Source organism: Curtobacterium sp. NPDC088465, assembly GCF_044753165.1.
GTDB lineage: Bacteria > Actinomycetota > Actinomycetes > Actinomycetales > Microbacteriaceae > Curtobacterium.
This window is the reverse complement of record NZ_JBIVMR010000001.1, coordinates 297,656-313,651: the sequence shown is the minus strand read 5'-3', so window position 1 is coordinate 313,651 and position 15,996 is coordinate 297,656. Positions and strand designations below refer to the sequence as shown.

Annotated in this window: 16 protein-coding genes; 6 read left to right on the top strand and 10 right to left on the bottom strand. The window is 73.0% G+C overall.

Features of this window, described 5'->3' with window-relative positions:
* The first annotated feature begins 120 nt into the window (after positions 1-120).
* The gene (locus ACIP6W_RS01385; RefSeq protein ID WP_017887054.1) at positions 121-291 is read left to right on the top strand and encodes a DUF3117 domain-containing protein; all 171 of its coding nucleotides are present in this window, start codon (positions 121-123) and stop codon (positions 289-291) included.
* A gap of 173 nt (positions 292-464) precedes the next feature.
* Here ACIP6W_RS01385 and ACIP6W_RS01380 read toward each other — a convergent pair whose 3' ends face one another.
* Positions 465-1,097 (bottom strand): O-methyltransferase, encoded by a 633-nt coding sequence (locus ACIP6W_RS01380; RefSeq protein WP_066652851.1) that lies wholly within the window; start codon positions 1,095-1,097, stop codon positions 465-467.
* Between the two features lie 64 nt (positions 1,098-1,161).
* Between ACIP6W_RS01380 and ACIP6W_RS01375 the strand changes: the two genes are divergently transcribed.
* The gene (locus tag ACIP6W_RS01375; protein WP_066652853.1) at positions 1,162-1,542 is read left to right on the top strand and encodes a twin-arginine translocase TatA/TatE family subunit; all 381 of its coding nucleotides are present in this window, start codon (positions 1,162-1,164) and stop codon (positions 1,540-1,542) included.
* A 69-nt stretch (positions 1,543-1,611) separates the two neighbouring features.
* Here ACIP6W_RS01375 and ACIP6W_RS01370 read toward each other — a convergent pair whose 3' ends face one another.
* From ACIP6W_RS01370 to ACIP6W_RS01355, 4 genes are read right to left on the bottom strand one after another with little or no spacing between them, the layout of a single operon-like run.
* Positions 1,612-2,463, bottom strand: coding sequence for a class I SAM-dependent methyltransferase (locus ACIP6W_RS01370; RefSeq protein ID WP_400427782.1), 852 nt, complete (start codon positions 2,461-2,463; stop codon positions 1,612-1,614).
* 43 nt (positions 2,464-2,506) lie between these two features.
* On the bottom strand, positions 2,507-3,673 hold the full coding sequence (locus ACIP6W_RS01365) for a P-loop NTPase (RefSeq protein WP_400427779.1): 1,167 nt from the start codon (positions 3,671-3,673) through the stop codon (positions 2,507-2,509).
* Positions 3,666-4,181 carry a DUF1003 domain-containing protein gene (locus ACIP6W_RS01360; protein ID WP_400428864.1) on the bottom strand — a complete coding sequence of 172 codons (516 nt, stop codon included), beginning with the start codon at positions 4,179-4,181 and terminating at the stop codon, positions 3,666-3,668. Before ACIP6W_RS01360 ends, ACIP6W_RS01365 begins: the two co-directional genes overlap by 8 nt.
* A gap of 34 nt (positions 4,182-4,215) precedes the next feature.
* Positions 4,216-5,535: a magnesium transporter MgtE N-terminal domain-containing protein gene (locus ACIP6W_RS01355; protein ID WP_400427777.1), complete on the bottom strand. Its 1,320-nt coding sequence runs from the start codon at positions 5,533-5,535 to the stop codon at positions 4,216-4,218.
* Between the two features lie 157 nt (positions 5,536-5,692).
* On the opposite strand from ACIP6W_RS01355, the gene ACIP6W_RS01350 reads away from it, so the two are divergent.
* Positions 5,693-6,610: a general stress protein gene (locus ACIP6W_RS01350; protein ID WP_209683629.1), complete on the top strand. Its 918-nt coding sequence runs from the start codon at positions 5,693-5,695 to the stop codon at positions 6,608-6,610.
* Between the two features lie 120 nt (positions 6,611-6,730).
* On the opposite strand, the gene ACIP6W_RS01345 is transcribed toward ACIP6W_RS01350, so the two are convergent.
* Together ACIP6W_RS01345 and ACIP6W_RS01340 are read right to left on the bottom strand one after the other, a co-directional pair.
* Positions 6,731-7,240 carry a GNAT family N-acetyltransferase gene (locus tag ACIP6W_RS01345; RefSeq protein ID WP_400428862.1) on the bottom strand — a complete coding sequence of 170 codons (510 nt, stop codon included), beginning with the start codon at positions 7,238-7,240 and terminating at the stop codon, positions 6,731-6,733.
* A gap of 15 nt (positions 7,241-7,255) precedes the next feature.
* Positions 7,256-8,740, bottom strand: coding sequence for an aminopeptidase P family protein (locus tag ACIP6W_RS01340; protein WP_209683626.1), 1,485 nt, complete (start codon positions 8,738-8,740; stop codon positions 7,256-7,258).
* 70 nt (positions 8,741-8,810) lie between these two features.
* Here ACIP6W_RS01340 and ACIP6W_RS01335 point away from each other — a divergent pair, with 70 nt between their 5' ends.
* On the top strand, positions 8,811-9,683 hold the full coding sequence (locus ACIP6W_RS01335) for a PHP domain-containing protein (RefSeq protein WP_374191719.1): 873 nt from the start codon (positions 8,811-8,813) through the stop codon (positions 9,681-9,683).
* A 91-nt stretch (positions 9,684-9,774) separates the two neighbouring features.
* Here ACIP6W_RS01335 and ACIP6W_RS01330 read toward each other — a convergent pair whose 3' ends face one another.
* Positions 9,775-11,271, bottom strand: coding sequence for a DEAD/DEAH box helicase (locus tag ACIP6W_RS01330; protein WP_066652870.1), 1,497 nt, complete (start codon positions 11,269-11,271; stop codon positions 9,775-9,777).
* A gap of 104 nt (positions 11,272-11,375) precedes the next feature.
* Here ACIP6W_RS01330 and ACIP6W_RS01325 point away from each other — a divergent pair, with 104 nt between their 5' ends.
* Positions 11,376-12,092: a ferritin-like fold-containing protein gene (locus tag ACIP6W_RS01325; RefSeq protein WP_066652872.1), complete on the top strand. Its 717-nt coding sequence runs from the start codon at positions 11,376-11,378 to the stop codon at positions 12,090-12,092.
* A 57-nt stretch (positions 12,093-12,149) separates the two neighbouring features.
* Here ACIP6W_RS01325 and ACIP6W_RS01320 read toward each other — a convergent pair whose 3' ends face one another.
* Positions 12,150-12,446 carry a hypothetical protein gene (locus ACIP6W_RS01320; protein WP_066652875.1) on the bottom strand — a complete coding sequence of 99 codons (297 nt, stop codon included), beginning with the start codon at positions 12,444-12,446 and terminating at the stop codon, positions 12,150-12,152.
* A 1-nt stretch (position 12,447) separates the two neighbouring features.
* Positions 12,448-12,672, bottom strand: coding sequence for a DUF3107 domain-containing protein (locus tag ACIP6W_RS01315; RefSeq protein ID WP_066657860.1), 225 nt, complete (start codon positions 12,670-12,672; stop codon positions 12,448-12,450).
* Positions 12,673-12,789: 117 nt separating this feature from the next.
* Between ACIP6W_RS01315 and ACIP6W_RS01310 the strand changes: the two genes are divergently transcribed.
* Positions 12,790-15,945, top strand: coding sequence for a PD-(D/E)XK nuclease family protein (locus tag ACIP6W_RS01310; protein ID WP_400427774.1), 3,156 nt, complete (start codon positions 12,790-12,792; stop codon positions 15,943-15,945).
* Positions 15,946-15,996: the final 51 nt, after the last annotated feature.

The following is a 15,996-nucleotide window of genomic DNA, read 5'->3' as shown; positions in this document are numbered from 1 at the left end:
GGTGACCACCCGGAGCCGCGAGAACGTCGCATTCCGACACCCCCAACCTGGGCGGTTTCGCAGTTGCCCCCTCGGTACGGGATAATGGGCCTGCATCTTCTGCACGAAAGGGGACATCTGATGGCAGCGATGAAGCCGAGGACCGGTGACGGGCCGATGGAGGCTGTCAAGGAGGGTCGACTCATCATCGTGCGGGTTCCGCTCGAAGGTGGAGGCCGCCTGGTGGTCTCGGTCAACGACGCCGAGGCCAAGGAACTCCACGACGCACTGGCAGAGGTCGTCTCCGCCTAGTCCGTCGACGCACCACGACGAGAGGCCCGGAGCGCGTACGCTCCGGGCCTCTCGTGTGCGTCGTGGCCGACGGAACCGGCAGACCGGGCCGCGACGTCCGTCGATCCAGGACGTCCATCGGATCAGGATGTCCGTCGGTCCAGGACGTCCGTCGGGTCAGGACGTCCGGCGGGTCAGGCCGAGACCTTCGTCATCTGCAGCAGCCCGTCCCCGGCGGGGGAGAGCGCACTCCGCACCGCGCCCGAGGTCGAGACCTCGGTGAGCAGCAGTCGGAAGTCCGTCGTCGCGCGGTCCCGACGCACCGGGTCCGCGACGCGACCGCGCCAGAGCGCGTGCGGCACGAGCACGGTGCCCCCGACGCGCGCGAGGCGGAGTCCGTGCTCCACGTACTCGATCACGTGCTCGGGGTCGGCGTCGACGAGGACGACGTCGTACGACGCCTCGTTCATCCGGGGCAGCACCTGGTTCGCCCGACCCGGGATGAGCCGGACGCGCGAGGGCGCCGTGCCGGCGGCGACGTAGGCGTCACGGGCGTACTGCTGGTGGTCGACCTCGACGTCGATCGTCGTGAGGGTCGCATCGGGCGCGCCGCGCAGCAGGTAGAGCCCGGAGACGCCGAGCCCGGTGCCGATCTCGATCATGCTCGTCGCGCGCGATGCCGCTGCGACCACGGCGATCTGGGCGCCGATCGCGGGGGAGACGGCTTCGACCCCGAGTTCGAGGGAGTGCTCTCGCGCTCGGGCGATCACCTCGGGCTCCGAGACGATGTCCTCGGCGAACTTCCAGTTCGACTCTTTCTCTGACACGCACACTCCGTTCGGGAGACAACTCTACGGGTGCGGCGCAGTGGGACGGGTTACGCTCGTTGCCGTGTCCATCGACTTCAACAAGATCCTGATCATCGGGATCATCGCGGTGCTGCTGCTCGGGCCGCAGCGCCTGCCGATGTACGCGCAGAAGCTCGCCGAGTTCGTCAAGGCGATCCGCCGGTTCGCGGACACCGCGAAGGACCGCATGCGCGAGGAGATGGGCCCCGAGTTCGACGACGTCGACTGGCAGAAGCTCGACCCCCGGCAGTACGACCCCCGTCGCATCATCCGCGACGCCCTGCTCGACTCCGGGGGCACCGCCGCCGGCAGCACGGCCGCGGTGGAGACCGCGCAGGTCACCGCGTCGAAGGTGCGTGCGACGGCGCCGGTGGTGCCGCTCGCCGAGGGCGAGCCAGCCCCCTTCGACACCGAGGCGACCTGACGCGGCTCCCGTCACGACACGACGGACGGGAGGCCCGGTGCCAGCTGGCACCGGGCCTCCCGTCCGTTCTCAGGCACGCGTCGCGACGATCGTGAACGTCGTCGGCATCCGGTCGCGGTCCGGGGCGGGCCACACCCACGAACCGTGGCCGTCCTCCTCCATGCGCGGGCTGAACCGCCACGGCAGGGTGCGCCCCTCGTCCAGACGGCGGAGACGCAGTCCGGCGCCGAGCAGGGCGTTGACGACCTCGGACAGCGGGTGCGGCCACTCGTACGTCCGGGTGTTCGCGACGGTGCCCTCGCCGACGTAGGTACCCGCGTCCTCCCACTGCTGGGCCGTGCCGTCGGGGAAGTACCGGTGTCGCGTCACGAGCTCCGGCGCGTCCTCGTCCAGGGCGTACAGCGCGGGGTGTCCGTCGCGGATGAAGAACACCCCGCCCGGCCGGAGGAGCCCCGCGACCTGCGCGGCCCAGCGGTCGAGGTCCGGGAGCCAGCAGATCGTGCCGATGCTCGTGTAGACGACGTCGAAGTCGCCCACGACGGCCGCGCGGGCGTCGAGGACGTCGGTCTCCACCCACGTGACGTCGAGGCCGAGCCGATCGGCCAGGGCCGCTGCCGACGCGAGCGCCGGTGCCGAGAAGTCGACCCCGGTGAGGCGTGCACCCTCGCGGGCCAGCGAGACCGTGTCGGTGCCGATGTGGCACTGCAGGTGGCAGACGTCGAGCCCCGCGAGCGTGCCGCCGGGCAGCCACGGCGTGAGCGCGGGCAGGTCGTCGCGCACGACGTCCGACCGGTGTGCCGGGTCGTCGAGCGCGGCGACGTCGTACGCGCCCTCGTGGATGGGGACCCGGTCGTCCCAGTTCGCGCGGTTCGTCGCGCGGGCGGCGTCCCAGTCGACGCTGACGTGGTCGGAGCTGTCCATGCGGCCACGCTAGCGGGCGCATCGGCCCGTGCGCGACGATCGCTCAGGACAGGCTGAGCCCGAGCTTCCGTCCGGCCAGGCCCCGTCCCATCGTGGTGATGGTCTCGGCGACGGACCGCAGGGCGACCGCGGCGGGGTCCTCCGGGGCGCCGAGCACGACGGGGACGCCGCCGTCGCCGCCCTCCCGGAGCGGGACCGACAGGGGGACGCGGCCGAGGACCGGCACGGGGACGTCCTGCCCCCGGGAGAGCCGAGCGGCGGTCTCGTCGCCGCCGCCCTCGCCGAACAGGTGCAGGACGCTGCCGTCGGGCTGCACGAGCCCGGCCATGTTCTCGACCACACCGATGACCTTCTGCCCGGTCTGCCGTGCGACGACCCCGCTCCGCTCGGCGACGTCGGCGGCCGCGGCCTGGGGCGTCGTGACGACGAGCACCTCGGCGTGGGGGAGCAGCTGCCCGACCGAGATCGCCACGTCGCCGGTGCCGGGCGGCAGGTCGAGCAGGAGCACGTCGAGGTCGCCGAACCACACGTCGGTCAGGAACTGCGAGACCGTGCGGTGCAGCATCGGTCCACGCCAGGACACCGCGGTCGAGACGTCGTCGACGAACATGCCGATCGAGACGACCTTCACCTCGTGGGCGACCGGCGGCAGGATCATGCTGTCCACACGGGTCGGTCGTGGTGCGACGCCGTGCTCGTCGGTCAACCCCATCAGGCCGGGCACGCTGAAGCCGTGCACGTCGACGTCGACGATGCCGACCCGCTGACCGGCCGCTGCGAGCGCGACGGCCAGGTTGACGGTGACCGTCGACTTCCCGACTCCGCCCTTGCCGCTCGTGACGGCGATCACGCGGGTCAGGGAGTCCGGGGTGAACTGCACGCCGCGCGGCCGGCCGGCACGGAGGCGTTCGGTGAGGGCGGCGCGGGTCGCCGGGCTCATCACGTCGACGTCGACCTCGACGTGGTGCACGCCGTCCACGGAACCGGCGGCCGATCGCACGTCGCGCTCGATGGTGTCGGCGGCGGGGCACCCGACGATCGTGAGCTGCAGGTCGACCCGCACCGAGCCTCCCGGCCGGACGTCGACCCCGCGGATCATGTCGAGCTCCGTGACGGGGCGGCGGATCTCGGGGTCGATCACGCGACCGAGCGCAGCGAGGACCGCGGCGCCGAGCTGCTCGTCGGGCGTCGCTGCGGTGCCGTCAGCCACGCGTGCTCGCCGCTCCCTCACCGTCGTCGACGGAGTCGGCGCGCAGCGCTGCCTCCTCGGCGTCCCGCCGGTCGAGCTCCTCGAACAGCGACCGGATCTCGGCGCGGATGAAGTCCTTCGACGCCATCTCCCGCATCGCCAGACGGAGGGCGACGACCTCGCGGGCCAGGTACTCGGTGTCGGCGAGGTTGCGCTCGGCGCGCTGGCGGTCCTGCTCGAACTGCACACGGTCGCGGTCGTCCTGCCGGTTCTGCGCGAGCAGGATGAGCGGCGCCGCGTACGAGGCCTGCAGTGAGAGCACCAGGGTGAGCGCGGTGAAGCCGATCGCAGCCGAGTCGAACTGCCACGGCTTCGGAGCGAGGGTGTTGTAGCCCATCCACAGGGCACAGAAGAGGGTCAGGCCGACCAGGAACCAGGGCGTTCCCATCGCCCGCGCGATGCCCTCGGTCGCCCGACCGAAGGTGTCCCCGCGGCCACGGCGGCGGGTCGGGAGCACACGCGTGCGCATGCCCTTGGGCGAGTCGAGTCGCTCCTGGCGGTTGTCATCCGTTCGGGCCACGGGTGGTCCTCCTCCCCGTCGTCACGGGCGTCTTGCGCTGGCGTTGGCGGAGTCGCGAGGGGGCATCCCCCTCGCCGTGACTTCGCCAGTCGTCCGGCAGGACGTGGTCGAGGACATCGTCGATCGTCACCACCCCGACCAGACGGTGGGCGTCGTCGACCACAGGGACGGACACGAGGTTGTAGGTCGCCATCACGCGCGTGACCTCGGCAGCGCTCGCGTCGACGCGGACCGGCTCGGTCTGCTGGTCGATGAGCGTGCCGAGGCGCTCGTTCGGCGGGTACCGGAGCATGCGCTGGAAGTGCACGAGCCCGAGGAACCGACCGGTCGGCGGCTCGTACGGCGGCAGCACCACGCACACGCTCGCGCCGAGCGCCGGGGCGAGCTCGTGCCGGCGGATGAGCGCCAGCCCCTCGGCGACGGTCGCGTCCGCCGAGACGATGACGGGCTCGGTGGTCATGAGACCACCCGCGGTGTCCGGCTCGTACTCGAGGAGCATGCGGACGTCCTGCGCCTCCTCCGGCTCCATGAGCTGCAGCAGCGCCTCGCTCCGGTCGTCGGGGAACTGCGCGAGCACGTCGGCGGCGTCGTCGGGCTGCATCTGGTCGAGGACGTCGGCTGCGCGGGCGTCCTCGAGCCGGGTCAGGATCTCGATGCGCTCCTGGTCGGGCATCTCCTCGAGCACGTCGGCGAGCCGGTCGTCGGGGAGCTCCTCGGCGACCTCGAACCGGCGCTCCTCGGGCAGGTCGAGGAGCGTCGACGCCAGGTCGGCCGGGACCAGGTCGGAGTAGGCGGCGATCACGTGCTCGGCGGACTGGGCCTCGCCGGGGAGCTCGTCCTCGGTGACCTCGTTCCACGTGGCGAACGTCGTCGGGCCCTTGCCGAACGGCGACGGCGTCGTCTTCGGCTTGCGGAGGAAGAGCTGCGACACCTCCCAGTCGCCCTGTCCGCGGTCCTCGATCGCGACGTCCTCGATCGTGGTGCGGATGCGGTCGCGCGTCAGCAGGACCTTGCGGCCGAGCATCTCCGCGATGACGCGCACCTCACCCCCGCGCTGCTCGAAGCGACGCATGTTGACGATGCCGGTGGTGATGACCTGACCGGCGCCGATCGACGTGACGCGGCCGATGCTGAGGAAGATGCGGCGCTTGCCGGGCACCTCGACGATGAGCCCGACGACGTGCGGGGCGTCGACGCGGCGGTACACGACCAGGACGTCCCGGACGCGACCGACGCGGTCGCCCGCGGGGTCGAAGACGGAGCACCCGGCGAGGCGGGCGACGAAGACCTTCGTGGCGCTCACCCGTCCAGCGTAGTCGCTGCCGCGCGGGCCGGGGACGAGCGCACCCTGCGCACACCGAGGGGACGTGCGGCTCGGTGCACCAGCCGCTGCGCCCCTGCCCCGGAGGTTCCCGGGAGGCGCACGTGTGATCGCAAGGTGCCCGGTGGATGATGGCTGGGTGAGCAACCAGAGCCCGTTCGCCGGACGCACCGCCCAGGCCTTCCCGACGCTGCCGCGTGGGGACGTCCTCGGCACCTACGACAGCTACCCCGATGCCCAGCGCGTCGTCGCGAAGCTCGCCGAGGCGGACTTCCCCGTCGCCAAGATCTCGATCGTCGGCAACGACCTGAAGACCGTCGAGCGCGTCACCGGGAAGATGACCTACGGCCGTGCGGCCATCGCGGGCGCGCTCTCCGGTCTCTGGCTCGGCATCTTCTTCGGCATCGTCCTGACGCTGTTCTCACCGACGGCGGGCGGGCTGATCATCGCCGCGGCGATCATCGGTGCCGCGTTCGGCATGCTGTACGGCATCGTCTCGTTCGCGATCACGAAGCGGCAGCGGGACTTCACGAGCGTGCACCAGGTGCTCGCCACGAACTACCAGATCGTCGTCGACCCGCAGCTCACCGGCCAGGCGCAGCGGATCCTCGGCCAGCACGGCGCGACGCCGTCGACGCACTGGAACGACGCTCCGCAGCCTGGCGCGCCGGGTTCGCAGGCCCGTCCGTCCCAGGGCCAGGAGCCGTGGCGTCCGGGCCCCCAGCAGGGCTCGCCCTACGGTGGGCACGCGACGCCGCACCAGCCGCAGCAGCACCGGCCTGGAGGCCCGCAGCAGTCCGGCCCGTCGGCCGCCGGTCCGCGGTACGGGACCAACGACGGCCCGCGGTACGGGACGAACGACGGCCCCCGGTACGGCGAGACCCCGCAGACGGCGCAGCAGCCGGCGCCGACGTCGGACCCGCGTGTCCCGCAGTCACGACCGGGCCAGCCCCCGCAGTACGGGGAGCGCGTCGACGGAGCCGACGAGCGCTCCGCCGGTGCGGACCAGCGACCCGGCTCGGCACCCGACGACCGCCGCGACGGCGAGCGCGGCTGACGGAGGGACCGAACCGAACCGGAGGACGCCCGCGTCGACGATCGTCGACGCGGGCGTCCTCCGTTGCGGCGCGTGACCGGTCAGGGCTCCGGTCACGGGTCGCCGGTCAGGGCTCGGTGGTCAGAGCACCTTCGAGTAGCACATCGACCGCGCCGCTCCGACGTAGGGCCCGAACTGCGCGATGCGGCGGAAGCCCTCGCGCTCGTAGAACCCGATCGCGCGCTTCTGCTCGTCGCCGGTCTCGAGCACGAGCGCCGGGGAACCCAGGTCGATCGCGGCCTCCTCGAGGCGACGGAGGATCGCGCTCGACACCCCGGCCCCGCGGGACTCCGGCCGCACGTACATCCGCTTCACCTCGGCGATGCCGTCCTGCACCAGGCGCAGGCCACCGCAGCCGAGGGGCGTGCCGTCCTCGTCGCGGGCCAGGAAGAAGACCGCGATCGAGTCGGCCGTCGGCTTCTCGCCCGGTTCGGTGTCCCCGCCGTAGGCCCGGTCGATCTCGAGACGCTGGGCGGCGCGGAGCCGCTGTGCGTCGGGCGAGTCGAAGTGCTCGACGTCGATCACCAGCCTGCGCGGCGCGATCGGGCCGTCGGTCGGGGCGGACGTCGTGCTGGGGGAGGCGTCGGGCATCGTCACCCGCTCAGGCTAGCGGCCGGTGCGGGCGATCCACCCCTCCACTTCCGAGGGGGTCCGGGGGATGCCGACCGACAGGTTCTCGGCGCCGTCCTCGGTCACCAGGACGTCGTCCTCGATCCGGACGCCGATGCCGCGGAACTCCTCGGGCACGGTCAGGTCGTCCTGCTGGAAGTACAGGCCGGGCTCGATCGTGAACACCATGCCCGCTTGCACGACGCCGTCGATGTACATCTCGCGACGGGCCTTCGCGCAGTCGTGGACGTCGAGCCCGAGGTGGTGGCTCGTCCCGTGCACCATGTAGCGGCGGTGGAACTGGTTGTCCGGCTGCAGCGACTCCTCGGCCGTACCGGGCAGGAAGCCCCACTCGGCGGTCTTCTTCGCGATGACCTCCATCGCGGTGGCGTGCACCTCGCGGAAGGTGATGCCCGGCTTCACGATCGCGAACGCGGCGTCGGCGGCTTCGAGTACGGCCTCGTAGACCATGCGCTGCACGTCGGTGAAGGTGCCCGACACGGGGAGCGTCCGGGTGATGTCGGCGGTGTAGAACGAGTCGACCTCGACGCCGGCGTCGATCAGGATCAGGTCGCCCGGCTGCACCGCGCCGTCGTTGCGGGTCCAGTGCAGGATGCACGCGTGGTGGCCGGACGCGGCGATCGTGTCGTAGCCGACCGTGTTGCCGTCGGCCCGTGCGCGACGGTTGAACGTGCCCTCGACGATGCGCTCGCCGCGAGGGTGCGCGAGCACGGCGTCGAAGTCGGCGATGACGTCGTCGAAGCCCGACCCCGTGGCCTCGACGGCCTTCCGGAGCTCGCGCACCTCGTACGCGTCCTTGACCAGCCGGAGCTCGGACAGGTCACGGGAGAGCACGTCCTCGGTCGCCGGGGCCCCGTCCACGGCGTCCGCACCGCCGACCGTCGTGCCGAGTCGGGTGTCGAGAGCGCGCGTCAGCTCGGCGTCGGCATCGCGGACGAGCAGGACGGATGCGTCGAGGCCGTCGGCCACCCCGGCGAAGGCGCCGAGGTCGGCCGTCGCGAGACCCAGGTCGGCGGCGACCTCGTCGAGCGAGGGACGGGGCCCGACCCAGAACTCACCGATCTCGGGGTTCGCGTAGAACTCCTCGGAGTCACGGCCGGCCGTGGCGCGGAAGTACAGCGTGGCGTCGTGACCGGACCCGTTCGGGGTCATCACCAGGACGGAGCCGACGACCGTGTCGGTGCCCCAGCCGGTCAGGTGCGCGAAGGTCGAGTGCGGACGGAACGGGTAGTCGCAGTCGTTCGACCGCACCTTCGCCTGACCCGCGGGGACGACGATCGTGCGTCCGGGGTGCAGCTCCGAGATGCGAGCACGTCGCTCCGCCGCGAAGGGCGACTGCTCGCGCGGCTCGGGGGTGGGGCGCTCCCGGTCCGCCCACTGCGACGCGATGTGGTCCTTGAAGGTCGAGGACCCGGGGGTGGTGGATCGGTTGCTCGTCGCGCGAGGAGTGGTGTCGGCCATGTCACCCATCATCGCACCGAGCTGACCCTCCGGCCTGAGCGGCTGTTCACCTGTCGGTAGCATGGTCGACGTGCCCGATCCGTTCATCGACCTGCACGCCCACTCGAGCGTGTCCGACGGCACCGAGCGGCCGGCGGAGCTCGTCACTGCCGCCGCCGCTGCCGGCCTCGACGGCGTCGCCCTGACGGACCACGACACGACGGCCGGCTGGGACGAGGCGACCGCCGCCGTCCGCGACCGCCCGATGTCGCTGCTCCCCGGCCTCGAGCTGAGCACCCGCGTCGGCCACCGGAGCGTGCACGTGCTCGGCTACCTGGTCGACCCGACCGACGAGGCCCTGGTCGCGGAGACCGCCCGGATCCGCGACGGCCGGTTCGCGCGGGCACGACGCATGGTCGAGCGCATCGGTCGCGACCACCCGATCACGTGGGACGACGTCCTCGCGCAGGCGCGCGACGGCGCCACCATCGGTCGGCCGCACATCGCCGACGCCCTGGTCGCCCGAGGGCTCGAACCGGATCGCAGCGCGGCGTTCCGCGGGATCCTGCACCCGGCCTCCGGCTACTACGAACCGCACGAGGCGCCGACGCCCCTGCGCGGCGTCGAGCTCATCCGCGGAGCCGGTGGCGTGCCGGTGATCGCGCACCCGGCGGCGTCCTCGCGCGGGATCGTGATCGACGAGCCCATGCTGCGTGACCTCGTCGACGCCGGCCTCGGCGGGCTCGAGGTCGACCACCGCGAGAACCTCGCCCACGGCAAGCGGACGCTGCTCGACTGGGCCGGTCGCTACGACCTGTTCGTCACCGGCTCGAGCGACTACCACGGCACCGGCAAGCCGAACCGGTTCGGCGAGCACCGGACCGCGCGGCACTCCTTCGACGCCATCGTCGACCAGGCCACCGGCAGCGACCCGGTGCACGGAGCGGGCTCCCGCCTGGCCTGACGTCCGCCCCTGTCGGGGTCCCCGGCGGGCAGGCCCGCGGACGTGACGAAGGCCCCGTCAGGTGAGTGACGGGGCCTTCGGACGGGAGGCGCTACTCGCCCTCGCCGGTGCCCTGCGGTGCCGAGGTGGTCGCCTCGGCGGAACCGCTGCGGCGACGACGACGGCGACGGCGCTTCGCGGCCCCGTCGGTGGTCGAGCCCTCGCCGGCGGGCTGCGCGGCGTCGGGACCCGTGGACTCGGCGGCCGGAGCCGACGTGACGGCGTCGGACGAGCCTCCCGACCGGGTGCGCGAGCGCGGACGCGAGCCGCCCTGGCGGTCACCGCTGCGCTCGGAGCCGCGACGGTCACCGGTCCGCTGCGCGCCACGGCCGGCGGAGGAACCTGCCTCGGCCGCGTGCGAGGGCGCACCGGGCAGGCGGCCCTTCGTCCCGGCGGGGATGTCGAGGTCGGCGAACAGGTGCGGCGACGACGAGTAGGTCTCGACGGGCTCGGGGATGCCGAACTCGAGGGCCTTGTCGATGAGCGTCCACTTGTGCAGGTCGTCCCAGTCCACGAAGGTGACCGCGATGCCCGTCTTGCCGGCACGACCGGTGCGGCCGGCGCGGTGCAGGTACGTGTCCGGGTCGTCCGGGATCGTGTGGTTGATGACGTGCGTGACGTCGTCCACGTCGATGCCGCGCGCCGCGACGTCGGTCGCGATCAGCACGTCGCGCTTGCCGGCCTTGAACGCCGCCATCGCGCGCTCGCGCTGCTCCTGGTTGAGGTCGCCGTGGACGGCGGCGGCGTTGAAGCCACGGTCCTTCAGCTCCTCGACGAGCTTCGCGGCGGCGCGCTTCGTGCGCGTGAAGATCACGGTCTTGCCGCGGCCCTCGGCCTGCAGGATGCGGGCGATGACCTCGTCCTTGTCGAGCGAGTGCGCGCGGTAGATGACGTGCTTGATGTTCGCCTGCGTCAGGCCCTCGTCGGGGTCCGTCGCGCGGATGTGCACCGGGCGCGTCATGAACCGGCGGGCCAGCGCCACGATCGGAGCCGGCATCGTCGCCGAGAAGAGCATGGTGTGGCGCACCGCGGGGACGGCCTGGAAGATGCGCTCGATGTCCGACAGGAAGCCGAGGTCGAGCATGCGGTCTGCTTCGTCGAGCACGACCTCCTGCACCTTCGACAGGTCGAGCAGGCGCTGGCGCTGCAGGTCGATGAGGCGACCGGGCGTGCCGACGACGATCTGCGCGCCGGCCTTGAGCTGCTCGATCTGGCCCTCGTACGCCTTGCCGCCGTAGATCGACACGATCGTGGTCGACCGGTTCGACGTGGCGAGCTCGAGGTCCTCGGTCACCTGGACCGCGAGTTCGCGGGTCGGGACGACGACGAGCGCCTTCACGCCGTGCTCCGGGTCGGCACCGAGGCGCTGGATCAGCGGCAGGCCGAAGCCGAAGGTCTTGCCGGTACCCGTCTTGGCCTGGCCGATGATGTCCTGGCCGGTGAGGGCGAGCGGGATCGTCTGCTGCTGGATCGGGAAGGGCTCGGCGATGCCCTTCGTCGCGAGCGCGTCGACGATGTCCTGCTCGATGTTGAGGTCTGCGAAAGTCAAAGAATCACCTTAGTCCTGGTGGAAGTCCAGGCCAGTCTACCGACGGCGGGCGAGGACAGCGCCCGCCGGGCGGGAGTGGTGCCCGCGGCCCGTATGCTTGGGGCGTGGTGTCGTGGTGGAACCGGAAGCGCGCTGCGCAGCTCGCCGCCGCGTGGCTGGCGTCGCGGAACCCGCGGAACGCCAAGCCCGTGGAGCGCCTGCAGCTGGACGACGTGAGTCCCGAGCTCGACGTGTACCTGGGGCAGGCGGCCTACCTGCAGCTGTCGCTCTACGAGACGATGGGTCGAGCCGGTGCCGCGGCGCCGACGATGTCCGGGCGACTCGTCACGGGCGTGCTCGCGACGACCGCGCTCGAGCGGCACCGGACGATCGTCGCCGAGATCGAACGAGGCGGGTGGGCGCCGGCGGAGCTCATGGAGCCCCACCGCGAGGCGATCGACCGCTTCCTGCTGCGCACGAGCGGCGCTGACTGGTACGAGTCGATGCTCACGGGCTACGTGACGGCAGGGATCCTCAACGACCTCTTCGGCAGCCTGCTCCGGTCGCTGCCGCTCGACGTCCGACAGCGGTTGCGGACGGTGTTCGACGCGCGCGAGGAACCGGCGGTCGTCGAGGAGCTGGCAGCGCACATCGAGCAGGACCCGCGCGTCGGGTCGCGCCTGGCGATGTGGGGCCGGCGGCTCGTGGGGGACACGCTGCTCGTGGCACGGTCGGCGCTGGCGGTCCACGCCCGTGAGGACCAGGAGAAGCTCGAGCCGGTGTGGACGGAGCTCATCGCTGCGCACACACGGCGGATGGACGCACTCGGCCTGACCGCCTGAGGCGCGGGCCGCGTCGACGGCCCGGGGCGCGGGGCGCGCTCGCTCGGGCCTGCTCGGTCAGACGCGCTCGGTGCGTGCGCGCTCGAAGGCGTGCTCGTCTGCGGCCGTGCGACGACGACCCAGGACCCACTCGGTCACGACGGCGACGACCCCGGCACCCACCAGGGCCACGACCCAGATCCATCCGCCGTCGTACGGCCAACCGGCCCAGGTCAGGGCCTCCCACACGACGGCCGCCACGACGCCGCCGACGACGGGGCCGAGCAGTGCTCCGCGCGTCGAGCGCCACGGCACCACGACGTGCGCGACGGCCCCCGCGATGAGGCCGCCGAGCACGGCGAAGAGCAGCTCCACGTCAGGCGACGAAGCCGATGCGGCGGGACTCCTCTGCGCCGACCTCGACGTAGGCGAGCGAGGCGACGGGCACGATGAACCGGCGGCCCTTCTCGTCCTTGAGGGAGAGGTGGGTCGACTGCGACTCGAGGGCCGCTGCCACGGCCTGCTCGATCTCCTCGGCGCTCTGGGCGGTCTCGAAGGCGATCTCGCGCGGGCTGTTGATGATGCCGATCTTGATGTCCACGAGCACAGCGTATCCGAGCGGTACCCCGTCGGCCCGGGCGTTCGCCGGGGGCGCACCGCCGACGGCGGTCCCGGTGCGTCGAGCGTTGCTGTCGGCCGTCCTCGGTACCGTGTCCGCGTGCCAAGGACCACGCTGACGACCCTCCCCGAGGACGTCGGGGTCGTCCGCCCGCTCGTCGCCGACCCCGCGCAGGACGCCGTGCTCGCCCTGCCGGAGGGCCGGCACGCCGCCGTGCTCGGCGCGCCGGGCACCGGCAAGACCACCACGCTCGCGCGGCTCGTCGCCGACCGGCTCTCCCGTCCGGACGCGGTCTCGCCGGACGGTCACGCCACGGTGCTCGCGCTGACCTCGGCCCGCACCGCAGCCACGGCGCTCCGCGATCGCCTGGCGGCCGCGGTCGACCGGGCGGTCCCGGGCGCGCTCGCCCGGACGGTCAACTCCCTGGCCTTCCAGGTCGTCGCGCACGCCGCCGCGCTGCAGGGGCAGGAGCCGCCGACGCTGCTCACGGGTGGCGAGCAGGACCGCATCATCGCCGACCTGCTCGCGGGGCACGAGACCGACGGGGTCGGACCGGAGTGGCCGGCGCCGATCACCGCCGTCGTGCGGGAACGGGCCGGCTTCCGCACGGCACTCCGCGACGTGATGATGCGCGCCGTGGCCGCCGGGGTGGAGCCCGAGGACATGCGGGAGCTCGCCGACGAGCGCGGTCGCCCCGAGTGGCGCGCGGTCGGTGACTTCGTGGACGAGTACCGCGCAGCGGTGACGGCCTTCCGTGGCAGCAGTCTCGACGCCGCGGAGCTCGTGGCGTTCGCGACCGCCGCGGTGCTGCGACACGAGGTCCCGGCGAGTGTCGCCGCGCTGCGCCTGGTCGTCGTGGACGACACACAGGAACTCGTCGAGGGCGAGGTCGCCCTGCTCGGGGCGCTCGCCCGCTCCGGGGTGCAGGTCGTGGCCTTCGGGGACCCGGACATCGCGGCCTCGGCGTTCCGCGGTGCGGAGCCGGACGTGCTCGGACGCCTGGCCACCCGGCTCGGTGTGGCGCGCGTCGACGAGGTCGTGCTCGGCACGGTGCACCGGCACGCGGTACCGGTCCGGGAGCTCGTCGGCGCGGTGACGGCGCGCATCGGGGCCGCCGCGGCCGGGCGCCAGCGCACCGCCGTCGCGTCGACGACCGGTGCCCGGAGCGACGCCGTGCTGCACCTCGAGGCCGGCAGCCGTTCGGCGCTCGTCGTCGCCGTCGCCCGGCGCCTCCGTGAACACCGGCTGCTGGACGGCCTGCCGTGGCACCGGATGGCCGTCGTCACCCGCAGCGGAGCCGCCATCCCGGAGCTCGTGCGTGCCCTGTCCGTCGCCGAGGTGCCCGCGACGGCCGGCGCCGCTCCGGTGCGCCCGCGTGACGACAGCGCTGCCCGGGCGCTGCTCGACGCCGCCGCGGTCGCGCTCGGGGTGCTCCCGCTCGGTGCCGACCTGGCGACGTCGTTCGCGACCGGACCCCTCGGTGGCCTGGACACCCTGGCGATGCGACGTCTCCGGCTCGCCCTGCGTCGCGAGGAACTCGCGGGCGGCGGGACCCGTACCGCCGACGAGCTGCTCGTCGAGGCGCTCGGTGCCCCCGAACGGCTCGCCACCGTCGACGCCGGCTTCGCCCGACGCGCGACCCGACTCGCCCGCAGCCTCGTGCAGGCGCGGGCGGACGCCGCCGCGGACGCCAGCATCGAGGAGATCCTGTGGGGACTGTGGGAGCGCAGCGGCCTCGCGACGGCCTGGGGCGGGCAGTCCGCGGCAGGAGGTGTCGGGGCCGCCGAGGCCGACCGGCACCTCGACGCCGTCGTCGGGCTCTTCACCGCGGCGAAGCGCTTCGTCGAGCGCACCCCGGACGCGCCCGCGCGGGTGTTCGTCGACGACCTGCTCGGCGCCGACCTGCCCGAGGACTCCATCGGCCCCGACCGCACGGCCGGCCGCGTGCGCGTGCTCACCCCCTCGGCCACGATCGGGCTCGAGTGCGACGTGGTCGTCGTGCTCGGGCTCCAGGACGGTGTCTGGCCGAACACCCGGGTGCGCGGGAGCCTGCTCGACCCGGACGGGCTGGTCCGCGCAGCCGCCGGCATCGACGACCAGACCGTCGACGACCGGGCAGCCGTCATCGCGGACGAGCTCCGGTTGTTCGCCCGCGCCGTCTCCCGCGCCACCACCCAGGTCGTCATCGGCACGGTCGCCAACGACGACGAGGCACCGTCGCCCTTCGTCCGGCTCGTCCCGGTGCCGCCGGACCGGCAACCGACCGTGCACCCGCTGTCGCTCCGGGGCATGGCGGGTTCGCTGCGGCGCCGCGTCGTCGCCTCGGGCGACCACGAGGCCGCATCCGCCCTCGCACGGCTCGCCGAGGCCGGGGTCGCCGGTGCGTCACCGAACGAGTGGTACGGGACGGCCGAGCCGACGACGGAGGATCCGCTGGTCGACCTGGACGCCCCGCCGGCGCCCGAGCACGAGGACGGTGAGCCGGTCGCCCCGACGGTCGCGGTGTCGCCCTCGCGCATCGGCACCTTCGAGGAGTGCCCGGTGCACTGGTTCGTGCAGACCTTCGGTGGCAGCGCGCCGAGCCCGGCGATGGGCATCGGGACCATCGTCCACGAGGCGATGGAGCAGGCCACCGCGGTCGACGTCGAGTCGCTGTGGGACCACGTGGAGGGGCGCTGGGACGAGCTGACCTTCGAGTCGCCGTGGGTCGCCGACCGCGAACGCGCGCGGACCCGGCGGATGATCGAGGGGCTCAGCGACTACCTGCGCACGTTCGCGAGCGCCGGTCGACGGCTGCTCGGCGCGGAGACGTCGTTCGCACTCGTGACCGGGCCGGCGCGGATGCGCGGCAGCATCGACCGCATCGAGGTCGACCCCGACGGGCGGGTCAGCGTCGTCGACCTGAAGACCGGCCGCTCCATGCCGAGCGAGAAGAACGACATGCCGGAGCACCCCCAGCTCGGCGCGTACCAGCTCGCGGTCGAGGACGGCGCGGTCGAGGGGGTCCCGGCGGGCGCGCCGATGGCCGACGCCCGACTCGTCTTCGTGCAGAACCCCCGCTCGGGACAGGCGTACTCGGAGCGCACGCAGCACGCCTTCGACGACGAGGCGCGCGAGGCCTACCGGGAACGGTTGCACGCCGTCGCGCGGGGGATGGCCGGCCGGACCTTCCTGGCGAACGTCGACGACCACTGCGACCGGGCGCGGACCGGCGTCGAGTGCCGCATCCACGTGGTGGGGGAGGTGACCTGGTGACGACCGGTACCGACACGCAGCCCGGGGCCGACGCAGGTGTCGACACCGCCG

Excerpts from the sequence above, each read along its gene's own strand:
- ACIP6W_RS01385 (WP_017887054.1), top strand. The coding sequence starts at position 121 with ATGGCAGCGATGAAGCCGAGGACCGGTGACGGGCCGATGGAGGCTGTC.
- ACIP6W_RS01370 (WP_400427782.1), bottom strand. The coding sequence starts at position 2,463 with ATGGACAGCTCCGACCACGTCAGCGTCGACTGGGACGCCGCCCGCGCG.
- ACIP6W_RS01360 (WP_400428864.1), bottom strand. The coding sequence starts at position 4,181 with ATGCGCACGCGTGTGCTCCCGACCCGCCGCCGTGGCCGCGGGGACACC.
- ACIP6W_RS01345 (WP_400428862.1), bottom strand. The coding sequence starts at position 7,240 with ATGCCCGACGCCTCCCCCAGCACGACGTCCGCCCCGACCGACGGCCCG.
- ACIP6W_RS01340 (WP_209683626.1), bottom strand. The coding sequence starts at position 8,740 with ATGGCCGACACCACTCCTCGCGCGACGAGCAACCGATCCACCACCCCC.